General features: G+C 65.0%; 13 protein-coding genes. 5 read left to right on the forward strand and 8 right to left on the reverse strand.

Going from position 1 to position 15867, the window contains the following annotated elements; all coding sequences use genetic code 11:
* Positions 1–43: 43 nt before the first annotated feature.
* The 6 genes from prpD to F3J43_RS16010 form a co-directional block, all read right to left on the reverse strand.
* Positions 44–1528, reverse strand: coding sequence for a 2-methylcitrate dehydratase (gene prpD / locus F3J43_RS15985; RefSeq protein ID WP_166888356.1), 1485 nt, complete (start codon positions 1526–1528; stop codon positions 44–46).
* Between the two features lie 145 nt (positions 1529–1673).
* Positions 1674–2864, reverse strand: a complete 1191-nt coding sequence (gene prpF, locus F3J43_RS15990) for a 2-methylaconitate cis-trans isomerase PrpF (protein ID WP_166888359.1) — start codon at positions 2862–2864, stop codon at positions 1674–1676.
* A gap of 115 nt (positions 2865–2979) precedes the next feature.
* On the reverse strand, positions 2980–5568 hold the full coding sequence (acnD, locus tag F3J43_RS15995) for a Fe/S-dependent 2-methylisocitrate dehydratase AcnD (protein WP_166888362.1): 2589 nt from the start codon (positions 5566–5568) through the stop codon (positions 2980–2982).
* A 104-nt stretch (positions 5569–5672) separates the two neighbouring features.
* Complete coding sequence (gene prpC / locus F3J43_RS16000; protein WP_166888365.1) at positions 5673–6800, reverse strand: bifunctional 2-methylcitrate synthase/citrate synthase; 1128 nt, start codon at positions 6798–6800, stop codon at positions 5673–5675.
* Between the two features lie 113 nt (positions 6801–6913).
* On the reverse strand, positions 6914–7804 hold the full coding sequence (gene prpB, locus F3J43_RS16005) for a methylisocitrate lyase (protein ID WP_166888368.1): 891 nt from the start codon (positions 7802–7804) through the stop codon (positions 6914–6916).
* Positions 7801–8517 (reverse strand): GntR family transcriptional regulator, encoded by a 717-nt coding sequence (locus tag F3J43_RS16010; RefSeq protein ID WP_166888371.1) that lies wholly within the window; start codon positions 8515–8517, stop codon positions 7801–7803. The genes prpB and F3J43_RS16010 overlap by 4 nt, the downstream gene beginning before the upstream one ends.
* A 285-nt stretch (positions 8518–8802) precedes the next feature.
* Between F3J43_RS16010 and rloA the strand changes: the two genes are divergently transcribed.
* The 5 genes from rloA (at position 8803) to F3J43_RS16035 (ending at position 14201) form a co-directional block, all read left to right on the forward strand.
* The gene (gene rloA, locus F3J43_RS16015; protein WP_166888374.1) at positions 8803–9339 is read left to right on the forward strand and encodes a retropepsin-like aspartic peptidase RloA; all 537 of its coding nucleotides are present in this window, start codon (positions 8803–8805) and stop codon (positions 9337–9339) included.
* Between the two features lie 5 nt (positions 9340–9344).
* The gene (rloB, locus tag F3J43_RS16020) at positions 9345–10880 is read left to right on the forward strand and encodes an osmotic stress tolerance membrane protein RloB (RefSeq protein WP_166888377.1); all 1536 of its coding nucleotides are present in this window, start codon (positions 9345–9347) and stop codon (positions 10878–10880) included.
* Complete coding sequence (locus tag F3J43_RS16025; protein WP_166888380.1) at positions 10880–11860, forward strand: alpha-L-glutamate ligase-like protein; 981 nt, start codon at positions 10880–10882, stop codon at positions 11858–11860. The genes rloB and F3J43_RS16025 overlap by 1 nt, the downstream gene beginning before the upstream one ends.
* Before the next feature lie 168 nt (positions 11861–12028).
* On the forward strand, positions 12029–13372 hold the full coding sequence (gene pabB / locus F3J43_RS16030) for an aminodeoxychorismate synthase component I (protein ID WP_166888383.1): 1344 nt from the start codon (positions 12029–12031) through the stop codon (positions 13370–13372).
* A gap of 94 nt (positions 13373–13466) precedes the next feature.
* On the forward strand, positions 13467–14201 hold the full coding sequence (locus F3J43_RS16035) for a phosphoadenylyl-sulfate reductase (protein ID WP_166888386.1): 735 nt from the start codon (positions 13467–13469) through the stop codon (positions 14199–14201).
* A gap of 65 nt (positions 14202–14266) precedes the next feature.
* On the opposite strand, the gene cysB is transcribed toward F3J43_RS16035, so the two are convergent.
* Both cysB and F3J43_RS16045 read right to left on the reverse strand, forming a co-directional pair.
* The gene (gene cysB, locus F3J43_RS16040; protein ID WP_166888404.1) at positions 14267–15241 is read right to left on the reverse strand and encodes an HTH-type transcriptional regulator CysB; all 975 of its coding nucleotides are present in this window, start codon (positions 15239–15241) and stop codon (positions 14267–14269) included.
* A gap of 126 nt (positions 15242–15367) precedes the next feature.
* Positions 15368–15865 carry a universal stress protein gene (locus tag F3J43_RS16045; protein ID WP_166888407.1) on the reverse strand — a complete coding sequence of 166 codons (498 nt, stop codon included), beginning with the start codon at positions 15863–15865 and terminating at the stop codon, positions 15368–15370.
* Positions 15866–15867 lie beyond the last annotated feature (2 nt).

Genomic DNA, 15867 nt, shown 5'->3' on the forward strand with positions numbered 1-15867 from the left:
GCAGTCCACTCGCTTGCAGGAGCGGGCTGGCGCTGCGCAGGCCTCAGATCACCAACAGGTCGACAAAGCTGTGCACGGGCATGGCCTCCAGCGCCTGCTGATCCTTGCACAAGGCAACGATCGCCTCGCAGCGCTGGCGCACGAACCGCGTCGCCAGGTTCTCCCTGAACTTGGCCTCCAGCAACGGTATCCCCTCCCCCCGGCGCCGTCGGTGCCCGATCGGGTACTCGACCACCACCTGCTGGGTATGGCTGCCGTCCTTGAAGAACACCTGCACCCCGTTGGCAATGGAGCGCTTGTCGGCCTCCAGGTATTCACGGCTGAACCGCGGCTCTTCGACCACCAGCATCTTTTCCCGCAGGCGGTCGATACTCGGATGCGCGGCATGGAAGGCATCCTCGTAGTGCTCGGCCACCAGGCCACCGAAGATCAGCGGCACCGCCGTCATGTACTGCAGGCAGTGATCGCGGTCGGCGGCATTGGCCAGAGGACCCTCCTTGGAAATGATGCGAATCGCCGACTCATGGGTGGTGATGACGATGCGATCGACTTCGTGCAGGCGGTTGCGCACCTGGGGATGCAATATCACCGCCGCCTCGCAGGCGGTCTGCGCATGGAACTCGGCGGGGAAGCTGACCTTGAACAGCACATGCTCCATCACATAGCAGCCAAAGGCCTGCGGCAGGCGCAATTCACGCTGGTCTTCGGGCTTGAGTGCCAGGTCCTTGTTGGTGTGACTGAACGACACAGCGTAAAAGCCCCACTGCGGCGCGCTGAGCACGCCCGGCACGCCCATCTCGCCACGCATCGCGATATCGGCCAGACGCACGCCACGGCTGGAGGCATCGCCAGCCGCCCACGACTTGCGCGAACCGGCGTTGGGCGCATGGCGGTAGGTGCGCAAGGCCTGGCCATCGACGAAGGCATGGGACAGGGCCGACAGCAACTGCTCGCGGTTGGCGCCCATCAGTCGGGCGCAGACTGCCGTGGAGGCCACCTTGACCAACAGTACATGGTCCAGACCTACCCGGTTGAACGAATTTTCCAGTGCCAGCACGCCCTGGATCTCGTGGGCCATGATCATGGCATCGAGCACCTGGCGCATGCGCAGGGGCTGCTCGCCATCGGCTACCCGCTTTTGCGAAAGGTGGTCGGCGACGGCGAGGATGCCACCGAGGTTATCGGAAGGATGGCCCCATTCCGCAGCCAGCCAGGTGTCGTTGTAGTCCAGCCAACGAACGATGCAACCGATGTCCCAGGCCGCCTTGACCGGGTCGAGGCGATGGCTGGTCCCGGGCACGCGGGCACCATGGGGCACGAGCGTGCCCTCGACCAGCGGGCCGAGGTGCTTGGTGCATTCGGGAAAACGCAGGGCCAGCAGGCCGCAGCCCAGGGTGTCCATCAGGCAGTTGCGCGCGGTATCCAGGGCTTCGACGGACTCGACGCGATAACCGAGCACATAGTCGGCGATGGCCTGCAGGACCTGGTCGTAATCGGGGCGGTCGTTCAGATCCACGTTGGCGCTCATATCCAGCTCCTTTCTGAAAAGCTGGGGGCGCTCTACGCCCCTTTCATGATCCCATGGCAGAACACGACCGCCGGCAGGCGCGGCCTTGTGTCGCGAAAGGGCTGCACCGCAGCCCTGCCAACGAAAGCCAAGCCCCACTGGTGTCCTAGAAGCTATCGCCAGGCACGCGCACCCAGCCCTCCATCAGCACCCGAGCGCTACGGCTCATGATCGCCTTGGTCACGGTCCACTGCCCATCCACCTGGCGCGCCTCGGCGCCGACCCGCAAGGTGCCGGACGGATGCCCGAAACGCACGGCACTGCGCGCGCCGCCGCCAGCCGCGAGATTGACCAGCGTGCCGGGGATCGCCGCTGCCGTGCCGATGGCTACCGCTGCGGTCCCCATCATCGCGTGGTGCAGCTTGCCCATCGACAACGCACGCACCAGCAGGTCGACCTCCTCGGCCTTGACCGGCTTGCCACTGGAAGCAGTGTAGGTGGTCGGCGCCGCGACGAACGCCACTTTCGGCGTGTGCTGACGCCCGGCCGCCTGGTCGACATGCGCGATCAGCCCCATGCGCACCGCGCCATGGGCACGAATGGCCTCGAAGCGCGCCAGTGCGGCAACGTCACCGTTGATGGCGTCCTGCAACTCGGTACCGGTGTAGCCGATATCGGCGGCGTTGATGAAGATGGTCGGGATACCGGCGTTGATCAGGGTTGCCTTGAAAGTACCGACACCCGGCACCTCGAGATCGTCGACCAGGTTGCCGGTGGGGAACATCGCCCCACCGCCGCCCTCCTCGTCCGCTGCCGGGTCGAGAAACTCCAGTTGCACTTCGGCGGCCGGGAAGGTCACGCCATCGAGCTCGAAGTCCCCGGTCTCCTGGACCTCGCCCTGGGTGATCGGCACATGGGCGACGATGGTCTTGCCGATGTTGGCCTGCCAGATGCGCACGGTGGCGATGCCATCGCGCGGAACACGCGCGGCATCGACCAGGCCGCTGGCGATGGCGAACGAACCGACCGCAGCCGACAAGTTGCCGCAGTTGCCGCTCCAGTCGACGAAGGCCTTGTCGATCGACACCTGGCCGAACAGGTAGTCGACGTCGTGATCAGGCTTGATGCTGGGTGAGAGAATCACGCTCTTGCTGGTGCTGGAGGTAGCGCCGCCCATGCCGTCGATCTGCTTGCCGTACGGGTCGGGGCTGCCGATCACCCGCAGCAACAGGGCGTCACGGGCCGGGCCGGGAATCTGGGCGCGCTCGGGCAGGTCCTGCAGGCGGAAGAACACGCCCTTGCTGGTGCCGCCGCGAATGTAGGTGGCGGGAATTCGAATTTGTGGTGCATGTGTCATGGCGCAATCCTGATCGATCTGGGCGCGCTGGCCGCGCCAGCCCCCACAAAAATTGGCGCCAGCCCCGTGGGAGCTGGCGCAGCCTGCGATGGGCCGCAAAGCGGCCCCGTTTCAACTAAGCGGTGCCTTCCAGGAAATCCTGGGCAAAACGCTGCAGTACACCACCGGCCTCGTAGATCGACACCTCCTCGGCGGTATCCAGGCGGCAGGTCACCGGCACCTCGACACGCTCGCCATTGCGCCGCGTGACCACCAGGGTCAGGGTCGCGCGCGGCTTGCGCTCGCCCAGCACGTCGTAGGTCTCGCTGCCGTCCAGGCCCAGGGTCTTGCGGTCGGTGCCCGGCTTGAACTCCAGCGGCAACACGCCCATGCCCACCAGGTTGGTGCGGTGGATGCGCTCGAAGCCCTCGGCAACGATCGCCTCGACCCCGGCCAGACGCACCCCCTTGGCCGCCCAGTCGCGGGACGAGCCCTGGCCATAATCGGCACCGGCGACGATGATCAACGGCTGCTTGCGCTGCATGTAGGTCTCGATGGCCTCCCACATGCGCGTCACCCGGCCTTCCGGCTCGATGCGCGCCAGCGAACCCTGCCGTACGCTGCCATCGTCCTTGCGCACCATCTCGTTGAACAGCTTGGGGTTGGCGAAGGTAGCGCGCTGCGCGGTGAGGTGATCGCCGCGGTGGGTGGCGTAGGAGTTGAAGTCCTCCTCCGGCAGGCCCATCTTCGCCAGGTACTCGCCGGCGGCGCTGTCGAGCAGGATGGCGTTGGACGGCGACAGGTGGTCGGTGGTGATGTTGTCCGGCAGCACCGCCAGCGGACGCATGCCACGCAGGGTGCGCTCGCCGGCCAGGGCGCCTTCCCAGTACGGCGGGCGCCGGATGTAGGTACTCATCGGGCGCCAGTCGTACAACGGCGCGACCTTCGGCCCCCGATCCTCCTCGATGGCGAACATCGGGATATAGACCTGGCGGAACTGCTCCGGCTTGACCGAGGCGCGGACCACGGCGTCGATCTCCTCGTCGCTCGGCCAGATGTCCTTCAGGCGGATTTCCTTGCCGTCCACCACGCCCAGCACATCCTTCTCGATGTCGAAGCGGATGGTACCGGCGATGGCATAGGCCACCACCAGTGGCGGCGAGGCTAGGAAGGCCTGCTTGGCGTACGGGTGGATGCGCCCGTCGAAGTTGCGGTTGCCCGACAGGACAGCGGTGGCGTACAGGTCGCGCTCGATGATTTCCTGCTGGATCGCCGGGTCCAGGGCGCCGGACATGCCGTTGCAGGTGGTGCAGGCGAAGGCGACGATGCCAAAGCCCAACTGCTCCAGCTCCTGCTCCAGCCCCGCCTCCTTCAGGTACAGCTGCACGGCCTTGGAGCCCGGGGCCAGCGACGACTTGACCCAAGGCTTGCGCACCAGGCCGAGCCTGTTGGCGTTGCGCGCGATAAGGCCCGCGGCGATCACGTTGCGCGGGTTGCTGGTGTTGGTGCAACTGGTGATGGCGGCAATGATCACCGCACCGTCGGGCATCTGTCCTGGTACTTGTTCCCAGGCCCCGGCGATGCCCTTGGCCGCCAGGTCACGGGTGGCCACGCGGGCATGTGGGTTGGACGGGCCGGCCATGTTGCGCACCACGCTCGACAGGTCGAAGCTCAGGGTCCGCTCATACTCGGCCTTGGCCAGGCTGTCGGCCCAGAGACCGGCGACCTTGGCGTAGGTCTCGACCAGTTGCACCTGCTGCTCGTCGCGGCCGGTGAGCTTGAGGTAGTCGATGGTCTGCTGGTCGATGGCGAACATCGCCGCGGTGGCGCCGTACTCCGGGGCCATGTTCGAGATGGTCGCGCGGTCGCCCAGGGTCAGCGCGCTGGCGCCGGCACCGTGGAACTCCAGGTAGGCGCCGACCACCTTCTGCTGGCGCAGGAACTCGGTCAGGGCCAGCACCAGGTCGGTGGCGGTGATGTTCGGCGCCAGGCGGCCGCTCAGCTCGACGCCGACGATCTCCGGCAGGCGCATCCACGAGGCGCGCCCGAGCATCACGTTCTCGGCCTCCAGGCCGCCCACGCCAATGGCGATCACCCCCAGGGCATCGACGTGCGGGGTGTGGCTGTCGGTACCGACGCAGGTGTCCGGGTAGGCCACGCCGCGTTCGCTGTGGATCACCGGCGACATCTTCTCCAGGTTGATCTGGTGCATGATGCCGTTGCCCGGCTGGATCACATCGACGTTCTTGAACGCCTGCTTGGTCCAGTTGATGAAGTGGAAGCGGTCTTCGTTGCGGCGGTCCTCGATGGCGCGGTTCTTCTCGAACGCCTGCGGATCGAAGCCGCCGCACTCCACCGCCAGCGAGTGGTCGACGATCAACTGCACCGGCACCACCGGATTGACCGCGGCAGGGTCGCCCCCCTTGTCGGCGATGGCGTCGCGCAGGCCGGCGAGGTCGACCAGCGCGGTCTGGCCGAGGATGTCGTGGCACACCACGCGGGCCGGGAACCAGGGGAAGTCGAGGTCGCGCTTGCGCTCGATCAGCTGGCTCAGCGAAGCATCGAGGGTGGCGGGATCGCAGCGGCGCACCAGGTTTTCGGCCAGCACGCGAGAGGTGTACGGCAGGCCGTCATAGGCGCCAGGCTTGATCGCCTCGACCGCGGCACGGGCATCAAAGTAGTCCAGGGCGGTGCCTGGCAGGTTCTTGCGAAATGCGTTGTTCATATCGTTGTCAGGCTCGGTCACGGTTTACCTGGGCAGGCATCGTTTTTACGTGGGAGCGGCGGTTCGTCGCTCCCACGCAAGACGGGTTGCCTGCCTCTATCTGATCAGCGCTGCTCGATCGGCACGAACTGGCGCTGCTCGACGCCGATGTACTCGGCGCTCGGACGGATGATGCGGTTGTTGGCGCGCTGCTCGAATACGTGCGCGGCCCAGCCGGTCAGGCGCGAGCAGACGAAGATCGGGGTGAACAGCTTGGTCGGGATGCCCATGAAGTGATACGCCGAGGCATGGTAGAAGTCGGCGTTGGGGAACAGGCGCTTCTGCTCCCACATGGTCTTGTCGATGGCCTCGGAAACCGGGTACAGCACGGTGTCGCCCACCTCGTCGGCCAACTGCTTCGACCAGCCCTTGATCACCTCGTTGCGCGGGTCGGACTCTTTGTAGATGGCATGGCCGAAGCCCATGATCTTGTCCTTGCGCTCGAGCATGCGCAGCAGCTCGGCAGTGGCCTCCTGCGGGTTCTGGAAGCGCTCGATCAGCTCCATCGCCGCCTCGTTGGCACCGCCATGCAGCGGGCCGCGCAGCGAGCCGATGGCGGCGGTGACGCAGGAGTACAGGTCGGACAGGGTCGAGGCGCAGACCCGTGCAGTGAAGGTCGAGGCGTTGAACTCGTGCTCGGCGTAGAGGATCAGCGAGACGTTCATCACCTTCACGTGCAGCGCGCTCGGCTTCTTGCCGTGCAGCAAGTGCAGGAAGTGCCCGCCGAGGGAGTCCTCGTCGCTGGTGCAGTCGATGCGCACGCCATGGTGGGTGAAGCGGTACCAGTAGCACATCACCGCCGGGAACAGCGCCAGCAGGCGATCGGTCTTGTCGCGTTGCTGCTCGAAGGTCAGCTCCGGCTCCAGGGTGCCGAGCACCGAACAGCCGGTGCGCATCACATCCATCGGGTGGGCGTCGCGCGGAATGCGCTCGAGTACTTCCTTGAGCGCCTGGGGCAGGTCGCGCAGGCCCTTGAGCTTGCGTTTGTAGTCGCTCAGTTCGGCCTTGCTCGGCAGCTCGCCGTACAGCAGCAGGTAGGCGACTTCCTCGAACTCGGCGCCGGCGGCCAGGTCGCGCACGTCATAGCCACGGTAGGTCAGGCCCGCGCCGGCCTGGCCGACGGTGGACAGCGCAGTCTGCCCGGCCACCTGGCCACGCAGGCCCGCGCCACTGAGTACTTTTGCTTCGGCCATGGTGTTTCTCCTTTCTTGAATTTGTTATCGAAGGCTTTTCTGGCTAATCCGCATGGCCTGCAACGGCCATTTCGCGGGACAGGCCATGGCAGCGGACCTGTCCCGCGCTAGGGTCATCCCTTTTTCTGCGCGAACAACGCATCGAGGCTCTGCTCGAAGGCGTGGTAGCCAATGGCATCGTAGAGTTCCATGCGGGTCTGCATGGTGTCGATCACGTTCTTCTGCGTACCGTCGCGGCGCAGCGCGGTGTAGACGTTCTCGGCGGCCTTGTTCATGGCGCGGAACGCCGACAGCGGGTAGAGCACCAGCGACACGTCGACCGAGGCCAGCTCTTCGGTGGTGTACAGCGGCGTGGCCCCGAACTCGGTGATGTTGGCCAGGATCGGCGCCTTCACCCGATCGGCGAAGGTCTTGTACATGGAAAGCTCGGTGATCGCTTCCGGGAAGATCATGTCGGCGCCGGCCTCGATGCAGGCGGCGGCGCGATCCAGGGCAGCGTTCAGGCCCTCGACGGCCAAGGCGTCGGTACGCGCCATGATCACGAAGCTGTCGTCGGTACGGGCATCCACCGCCGCCTTGATGCGGTCGACCATCTCCTGCTGCGAGACGATCTCCTTGTTCGGCCGGTGGCCACAGCGCTTGGCGCCGACCTGGTCCTCGATATGGATGGCCGCGGCGCCGAACTTGCTCATCGACTTGACGGTGCGGGCGACGTTGAACGCCGAAGCGCCGAAACCGGTGTCGACATCCACCAGCAGCGGCAGGTCGCATACGTCGGTGATGCGGCGCACGTCGGTGAGCACGTCGTCCAGGCCGCTGATGCCCAGGTCCGGCAGGCCCAGGGAGCCGGCAGCGACACCGCCGCCAGACAGGTAGATGGCCTTGAAACCGGCGCGCTTGGCCAGCAGGGCGTGGTTGGCGTTGATGGTCCCGACCACCTGCAGCGGATGTTCGGCGGCAACCGCGTCACGGAAACGCTGGCCGGGGGTGCTCTTCACTGTCATGACTCACCTCGTGGGCTATTGTTGTCGGCGTCCTGGTAGTGACGCTCGATATTGCGCTTGGATGCACCGATGTGGCGGCGCATCAGGAGTTCAGCCAGTTCGCCGTCACGGGCCTCGATGGCATCGAGGATGCGGTGATGCTCGGCGAAGGCCTGGCGTGGCCGGTTGGGCGTGCTGGAGAACTGGATGCGGTACATGCGCACCAGTTGGTAGAGCTCGCCACACAGCATCTTGTACAGGGTCTGGTTGCCGCTGCCCTGGATGATCCGGTAGTGGAAGTCGTAGTCGCCTTCCTGCTGGTAGTAGCCTTGCCCGGCCTGGAACGCGGCATCGCGCTCGTGGGTGTCGAGCACGTGGCGCAGCTCGTCGATGGCGGCCTGGCTCATGCGCTCGGCCGCTAGGCGGCAGGCCATGCCTTCAAGGGATTCGCGGATTTCGTACAGCTCGATCAGCTCGCCGTGGCTCAGCGACACCACCCGGGCACCGACATGGGGCACCCGCACCAGCAGGCGCTGGCCCTCCAGCCGGTGGATCGCCTCACGCAGCGGACCGCGGCTGATGCCGTAGGTACGCGCCAGTTCCGGCTCGGAGATCTTGCTGCCGGGCGCGATCTCGCCCTTGACGATGGCGGCCTGGATGCGGCGGAAGACGTGCTCCGAGAGGGTCTCGGTCTCATCCTGCATGATCGTCTCGGCTTGGGCGGCCTCCCGCATGATTGTCGACACCTCAAAAATCGATGAGGCCAAAACTAGCCAACCATGGGCTCGTAGTCAAAGACAAAAAGAATATTGTCGACAATCGTCTAATAACGAACTTACCCCACGCCCCTGCGGTCTGATCGCGGGCGCGCTGGCGTCAAGACATCGGCGTGATAGAATGCCGCGCTCCTTCGGGAGCATGGATAGTGTGGTTGTCATCATTTCATGCTGTTGACAGCCCAATGAGGACGCTTGGCCAGTCGCCTTGCCCTGAACCCCGCACAGCACCGCGCCAGGATTATGAGACTCATACCCGTTTCACTGCTGCTCTGCCTGATCCTGCTGCCGGCCCTTGGCCAGGCGGAGGAAAAGACCGTCTATGGCCTGAACGAATACGCCCGCCTCGGCGACCTGGACCTGGAGGTGGCGGCCAAGCTCGACACCGGGGCCAAGACCGCCTCGCTCAGCGCCCGCGACATCAAGCGCTTCAAGCGCAACGGCGAAAGCTGGGTGCGCTTCTACCTGGCCATCGACGCCGCCCACAAGCACCCCATCGAACGCCCCCTGGCGCGTGTCAGCAAGATCAAGCGCCGCGCCGGGGACTATGACGCCGAGTCCGGCAAGGCCTACACCGCCCGCCCGGTCATCGAGCTCGAGATCTGCATGGGCCAGACCCAACGCACCATCGAGGTCAACCTCACCGACCGCAGCGCGTTCCAGTTCCCGCTGCTGATCGGCGCCGAGGCCCTCAAGCACTTCGGTGCGCTGGTCGACCCAAGCCTTAAATACGCGGCCGGCAAACCTGCCTGCGCCACCGAAGCTCCCAAAGCAGAGTAACCCCGATGCGCTCTCTTACCCTCCACCTGAAAGTCCTGATCACCGTCCTGGTGTTGCTGGGCGTCGCGGTCACGGCCTACCAGATCTTCTTCCTCGGCATCCCGGTGACCGAGGACGAGACCGACGACCTGTGGAACATCGACGCCAAGGTCGAGTTCGTCGCCAGCACCAAGGACCCGGTCAAGGTGCAGATGTTCGTGCCGCCGCTGAACCGCGACTATGTCAGCCTCAACGAGAGCTTCATCTCCAACAACTACGGGGTCAGCGTCAACCGTGCCGACGGCAACCGCAAGGTGACCTGGTCGGCGCGCCGCGCCAGCGGCAACCAGACGCTGTACTACCGCCTGGTGCTGACCAAGCGCTACAGCACCGAGAAGACCAAGATCAAGGGCCCGACCTTCCGTGACAGCCTGGCCGTCGAAGGTCCGGAGAAGATCGCCGCCGAGGCCCTGATGGCACCGATCCGCCAGCACTCGGCCGACGTCGAGACCTTCGTCAGCGAGACCATCAAGCGGGTCAACAACCTCAACGACGACAACGTCAAGCTGCTGCTGGCCGGCGACACCTCGCCGCAGAAGAAGGCCCAGGTCATCGACCTGTTGCTGTCCATCGCCCACGTGCCGCTGGAGAAGGTGCACACCATCCGCCTGGTGGCCGACACCCCGCAGACCCCGGAACTGTGGCTGCGCAGCTTCAATGGCAACGACTGGCTGTACTTCAACCCGGACACCGGCGAACAGGGCCTGCCCAGCGACCGCCTGCTGTGGTGGACCGGTGACGACAACCTGATCACCGTCGATGGCGGCAAGAAGGCCAACGTCACCTTCAGCATGAACAACAGCGAGATGAACGCCATCCGCCTGGCCAAGCTGACCGACGAGAACACCGACGCCGACTTCCTCGAGTACTCGCTGTACGGCCTGCCGCTGCAGACCCAGCAGACCTTCATGATCATGGTGATGATCCCGATCGGCGTGCTGGTGATCCTGGTGCTGCGCAACCTGATCGGCATCCAGACCCTGGGCACTTTCACCCCGGTACTGATCGCCCTGGCCTTCCGCGAGACGCAACTGGGCTTCGGCATCATCCTGTTCACCGTGATCACGGCCCTGGGCCTGTCGCTGCGCTCGTACCTCGAACACCTCAAGCTGCAGATGCTGCCGCGCCTGTCGGTGGTGCTGACCTTCGTCGTGGTGCTGATCGCCGCGATCAGCCTGTTCAGCCACAAGCTGGGGCTGGAGCGTGGGTTGTCGGTGGCACTGTTCCCGATGGTGATCCTGACCATGACCATCGAACGCCTGTCGATCACCTGGGAAGAGCGCGGCGGCGGCCACGCCATGAAAGTGGCCATCGGCACCCTGTTCGCCGCGTCCGTCGCGCATCTGCTGATGACCGTGCCGGAGCTGACCTACTTCGTCTTCACCTTCCCGGCAGTGCTGCTGATCCTGGTGGGCTTCATGCTGGCGATGGGTCGCTACCGCGGCTACCGCCTGACCGAGCTCGTGCGCTTCAAGGCCTTCCTGAAGAAGGGCGACGCCTGATGTTCGGCCTGATCAAGACCTGGAAGGCCCTGGAAGCCCGGGGCATCATGGGTATCAACCGGCGCAACGCGGACTATGTCCTGAAGTACAACAAGCGCCACCTGTACCCGATCGTCGACGACAAGATCATCACCAAGGAGCGCGCTCTGGCCGCCGGCATTCACGTGCCGGAGATGTACGGCATCATCGAGACCGAGAAGCAGATCGAGAAGCTCGACCAGATCATCGGCGAGCGCAACGACTTCGTCATCAAGCCGGCCCAGGGCGCCGGCGGTGACGGCATCCTGGTCATCGCCGACCGCTTCGAGGACCGTTACCGCACGGTGTCGGGCAAGATCATCAGCCATGAGGAGATCGAGCATCAGATCTCCAGCATCCTCACCGGCCTGTACTCGCTCGGTGGGCACCGCGACCGCGCCCTGATCGAATACCGGGTGACCCCGGACCAGATCTTCAAGAGCATCAGCTACGAGGGCGTGCCGGACATCCGCATCATCGTGCTGATGGGCTACCCGGTGATGGCCATGCTGCGCCTGCCGACCCGCCAGTCCGGCGGCAAGGCCAACCTGCACCAGGGCGCCATCGGCGTGGGCGTGGACCTGGCCACCGGCGTCACCTTGCGCGGCACCTGGCTGAACAAGATCATCAGCAAGCACCCGGACACCACCAACGCGGTGGACGGTGTGCAGTTGCCGAACTGGGACGGCTTCATGAAGCTCGCCGCCAGCTGCTACGAACTGTGCGGCCTGGGCTACATCGGCGTGGACATGGTCCTGGACCAGGACAAGGGCCCGTTGATCCTCGAGCTCAACGCCCGCCCCGGTCTGAATATCCAGATCGCCAACGACTGTGGCCTGACCCAGCGCACCCATGCCATCGAGGCGCATCTGGAGGCATTGGCCAAGGATGGCCGCAGCGAGGACGCCGACCAGCGGGTGAAGGTGTCCCAGGGCCTGTTCGGCCACGTCCAGCCACTGTGACCCGATGACCTGCACCGCCTTGCAGGAGCGGCCTTGTGCCGTGCCTGCAAGGGCCTGTTCAAGCCTGGACGACCCTGGCCAGACATGCAGATGTCGCGCTCAGCGCTAGGCGCATTTCCCACACGGGTCTACAATCGCCTCCCTCGCTTTTCATCGCCGTCCATTCTGATGCCGACCTGTACCCTCCACCCCCTGCCCTACCAGCCCGACCCTGCCTTCTATTTCGCCCGCCTGCGCACGGCGCCCGGGGCGATCCTGCTCGACAGCGCCCGGCCGAGCGCCGCGCGTGGACGCTTCGACCTGCTCAGCGCCTGGCCGTTGCAGCAGTTGCAGGCGCAACCTGGCGAAGCGGGTAACGCCTATTTGCAGCGCCTGCGCCAGGCCCTGGCCGAACTGGGCAGCGCACAACTACCCGGCGAAGCCGAACTTCCCTTCGCGGGTGGTCTGATCGGCTATCTGAGCTACGACTTCGGACGCCGCCTGGAACACCTGCCAGCGCTGGCCGTCGATGACCTCGGCCTGCCCGATGCGCGTCTCGGGCTGTATGCCTGGGCGCTGGTGTCCGACCACCAGCTGCGCACCAGCCAACTGGTGTTCCACCCCAGCCTGGCCGACACCGAGCGACAGCGGCTGGTCCAGCTGTTCGAAGCCGAAACCGCTGCCGAGCCCGCTGATTTCAGGCTATTGGCGCCGATGAGCGGCGACCTGTCCGCGGCCCAATACCATGCGGCATTCGACCAGGTACAACGCTACATCCAGGCCGGCGACTGCTACCAGATCAACCTCACCCAGCGTTTTCGTGCCCCCTGCGCGGGTGATCCGTGGCGCGCCTACCAGGCCCTGCGTGCCGCCTGCCCGACACCGTTCTCCGGCTTCCAGCAACTGGACGAAGACACGGCGCTGCTGAGCTTCTCCCCCGAGCGCTTCATCCGCGTCAGCCAGGGCAAAGTCGAGACCCGCCCGATCAAGGGCACCCGCCCCCGCGCCGACGACCCGGGCGAAGATGCGCGCAACGCTGCCGAACTGCAGGCCAGCGCCAAGGACCGCTCGGAAAACCTGATGATCGTTGACCTGCTGCGCAACGACATCGGCCGCACCTGCGAGATCGGCTCGGTGAAGGTACCGGAGCTGTTCAGCCTGGAAAGCTACCCCAATGTCCATCACCTGGTCAGCAGCGTGACCGGGCGCCTGGCTGCCGGGCGCGACGCCCTGGATCTGATCGGCGGCAGTTTCCCTGGCGGGTCGATCACCGGCGCGCCGAAGATCCGCGCCATGCAGATCATCGACGCGCTCGAGCCCACGCGCCGTGCACTGTACTGCGGCTCGCTGCTGTACCTGGATGTACGCGGCGAGATGGACAGTTCCATCGCCATCCGCAGCCTGCTGGTAAAGAACGGCCAGGTCAGTTGCTGGGGCGGCGGCGCGGTGGTGGCCGACTCCGACTGGCAGGCCGAATACGAAGAATCGATCGCCAAGGTGCGCGTGCTGCTGCAAACACTGCAAAGCCTTTGACCAGTCGCGGGGCGACGCCGTCCGCCCCGCCATTTTTTGTTACCATCCGCTCACTACGAGCGCGCAGCGCCACCCACCCGATGGAAACCGCCTGATGAGCCAACCCTTCGACGTCGCCGCCCTGGCCGCGACCTACGCCAGCAAGTCCCCGCAGGAGATTCTCAAGCTCGCCTTCGAACACTTCGGCGACGACCTGTGGATCTCGTTCAGCGGCGCCGAGGACGTGGTGCTGGTGGACATGGCCTGGAAGCTGAACAAGCAGGTCAAGGTGTTCAGTCTCGACACCGGGCGCCTGCACCCGGAAACCTATCGTTTCATCGACCAGGTGCGTGAGCAGTACGACCTGCCGATCGAGATCCTCAGCCCGGACCGCGACAAGCTCGACCCGTTCGTCAAGGAAAAGGGCCTGTTCAGCTTTTACAAGGACGGCCACGGCGAGTGCTGCGGCATCCGCAAGATCGAGCCGCTGCGCCGCAAGCTGGCCACCGTGAGCGCCTGGGCCACCGGCCAGCGTCGCGACCAGAGCCCCGGTACCCGCAGCCAGGTAGCGGCACTGGAGATCGACAGCGCCTTCTCCACCCCCGAACGCACGCTGTACAAGTTCAACCCTCTGGCACAGATGACCAGCGAGGAAGTCTGGGGCTATATCCGCATGCTCGAGCTGCCGTACAACAGCCTGCACGAGCGCGGCTTCATCAGCATCGGCTGCGAGCCCTGCACCCGTCCGGTACTGCCGAACCAGCACGAGCGTGAAGGTCGCTGGTGGTGGGAAGAGTCGACGCAGAAGGAATGCGGGTTGCACGCCGGCAACCTGATCAGCAAGGCCTGAAAAACAGTCAAAAAAAAGAGCAGGCCACGTATGGACTGCTCTTTTTTCGTAGCTTGCCGCCGCTTTCAGTGCACCGGCAGCTCGACGCCTTCGAACAGCTCTTCGAGCTCCTGCTTGTTGTGGCACTGGATGGCCTTGGCCATTACTTCGCGAGTCAGGTGCGGCGCGAACTTCTCGATGAAGTCGCACATGAAACCACGCAGGAAGGTGCCGCGACGGAAACCGATCTTGGTGATGCTGGCCTCGAACAGCTCGCTGGCATCCAGGCATACCAGGTCGCTGTCGAGCTTCGGATCGACCGCCATCTTGGCCACGATGCCCACGCCCAGGCCCAGGCGCACATAGGTCTTGATCACATCGGCGTCCGCTGCGGTGAACACCACCTTCGGCGTCAGGCCACGGTGGTTGAACGCCTCGTCGAGCTTGGAACGGCCCGTGAAGCCGAACACATAGGTGACGATCGGATAGTCGGCCACCGCCTCGAGGGTCAGCTTCGGCAACTTGGTCAGCGGGTGGCCCTGAGGCACGACCACGCAGCGGTTCCACTTGTAGCACGGCATCATGATCAGGTCGCCGAACAGCTCCAGCGCTTCGGTGGCGATGGCAAAGTCGACGGTACCGTCCGCCGCCATCTCGGCGATCTGCATCGGCGAACCCTGGTGCATGTGCAAGGCGACTTCCGGGTACTGCTTGATGAAGCTGCTGATCACCGGCGGCAACGCGTAGCGGGCCTGGGTGTGGGTGGTGGCGATGGACAGGGTGCCCTTCTTCTCGTTGGAGAATTCCTGGGCGATCTGCTTGATGCTCTCGACCTTGCGCAGGATCTCGCCAGCGGTGTTGATGATCCGCTCGCCGGCCGGAGTGACCCGGGTCAGGTGCTTGCCGCTGCGGGCGAAGACTTCGACGCCCAGCTCGTCTTCGAGCAGGCGGATCTGCTTGCTGATGCCGGGTTGGGAGGTGTAGAGGCTTTGCGCCGTCGCGGAAACGTTGAGGTCATGGTGCGCCACTTCCCAGATGTAGCGCAGTTGCTGAAGCTTCATAGATTTCCCTCAAAGGCGGTAGGACACCGGCGCGCCGGCAGCGACGATTTATAACTATATTAGTGGCTCGAGAAATAAATCTAGAACTATTTTGTTACGATCGCCGGAATTCTCCTACCTTGTAACTCAACCTTTCCTACGCCCCACATGCTGCGCCAACGGCACCATGTAGACCGGCACCGACGACAACTGCAGCAACCGCACCGCCGTGCGCCCGAGCGGCACATCCACCCCCGCACCCGCGCTATGGCTGCCGAAGATCAGCAGGTCGACCGCCAGGCGCTGCGCCTGCTCCAGGATGACCTGGGCCGGGTCGCCCTGACGTACCCGCACCGCACGGATCAACGCCAGGTCGGCGGCTTCGCCGAGTTCGTCGCGAAAGCTCTCCAGCACCCGCTGCTCGATATTGGCCATCACCGTATTGACGCCCTCGCTGTGCAGTTCGTCGAGGGTCTGTTCGTCGAGGTAGCTCTGCAACAGCGATTCGGCGAACTGCCCCATGGGCTCGACCGCGTGGATGACGTACAGCTCTGCATTGAAGGTGCGCGCCAAGGCCAGGGCGTGCTGCATGACATAAGGCGCGTAGACACCGAGGTCGGTGGCGTACAGCATGGAACGGATCATTC

This window comes from Pantoea sp. Cy-639, assembly GCF_011752525.1.
GTDB lineage: Bacteria > Pseudomonadota > Gammaproteobacteria > Pseudomonadales > Pseudomonadaceae > Aquipseudomonas.